Raw genomic sequence first — 1,406 nt, 5'->3', positions numbered from 1 at the left:
ACATGGCAAGCAAGTGAAAGGACTTCTAACGACAACACATTTAGTGCATAACCACCGCACGCAGTCTTTGTTCTTAATTGAGAAAATCAAATACGCGAGTTCACTCAACGCGCTGGCGGCTTTGAAAGAAGAACGTCAAACCATTTTCCAAGCGTTGGTGGAAAGCGGTGTGAGTGCGGAAATTCAGGGTCGAGTGATGTCGATGATCATGGACGCTTTCACGCGCCGCATCATCCAGCTCAATGAAGAACTGTTGGGCCCACCGCCATGTGATTACGCGTGGTTGGTTGCAGGCTCTCACGCCCGTAACGAAGTGCACATGCTGTCAGACCAAGACAGTGCGATTGTGCTTTCCGATGACGCCACCGAAGAACATAAACTGTACTTCACTCACCTTGCCATGCGGGTGTGTAATGGTTTGGCGGCGTGCGGTTATCCGCTTTGTGACGGCAAGTACATGGCAGCGTCACCAAAGTGGTGTCAGCCAATTCGTCGTTGGAAAGAGTACTATCAGAAATGGGTGGCTAGCCCAGAATACAACAAACTATTGAGCATTAGCGTTTTCCTTGAAGTGCGTGCCATTCACGGCAACCGCGAGTTTGTCGACCAAATCCAGCAACACTTGCATGATTGCATTCAAAAGAGCCCGAGCTTTATTCCGGCTTTGGTGCGCGATGCGATTGACACTCAGCCGCCACTTGGCATTTTCAACAATTTGGTGTTGGAAAAAGGCGGGGAAAACAGCAACACGTTAAACATCAAAAAGTATGCCTTAAATCTGATCATCGATCTGGCGCGTATTTTCAGTCTTGCCGCTGGCGGCTCGTTAACTGGCACAGAAGAGCGTTTTCGCTACGCAGCCCAGCACGGCACATTGTCGAAAGACAGTGTTGAAAACATCATTGGCGCGTATCGCTTTATTACTCAGGTACGTTTCCGTCATCAACTCAATGCGATTCTGGCAGGCACCACACCAGACAACCACATCGCACCCGATGATTTCAGTAGCTTTGAACGCAAGCACTTAAAAGATGCATTTAAGATCATCAGTGAGCTGCAAGATGTCGCGAAACTGAAGTTTGTGAAAGGGGCGTAACCATGATTAAACGTTGGTTTAAGCGGTGGGAAACGCCGCTCTCTCCTGAGCAAAAACGCCAAGCCATTCACGTTGTTGACGATTGGCCAATGGTGCTGAAAGACTATCTTCAACAGCCTTTGGTGGATGACTCAACGACCTTGAAGGATTTGAGTTTTGTTGCGTTGGACTTTGAAACCACAGGCGTGGACGCGCAAGGCGATAAAATCTTATCGATTGGCGTGGTTGACCTAACGCTGGACGGCATTGATATCGCCAGCTCCAAAGAGTGGTACATTTGTCATGGACAATTCATCAAACCAGCAACAGC

General features: G+C 48.7%; 1 protein-coding gene and 1 pseudogene. Both read left to right on the top strand.

What is annotated here, in order from left to right:
• A partial coding sequence (locus R7P72_RS24395) for a DUF294 nucleotidyltransferase-like domain-containing protein (RefSeq protein WP_257974590.1) occupies positions 1-1,096 on the top strand: 1,096 nt, incomplete at its 5' end.
• A 2-nt stretch (positions 1,097-1,098) separates the two neighbouring features.
• A pseudogene (locus tag R7P72_RS24390) lies at positions 1,099-1,406 on the top strand (DNA polymerase III subunit epsilon); the annotation flags it as partial.

Origin of the sequence: Vibrio sp. Vb0888, from assembly GCF_033338835.1 — a bacterium.
Classification (GTDB): Bacteria; Pseudomonadota; Gammaproteobacteria; order Enterobacterales; family Vibrionaceae; genus Vibrio; species Vibrio alginolyticus.
Note: the sequence above shows the minus strand (reverse complement) of the source record. Positions and strands in the feature narration are given on the sequence as shown.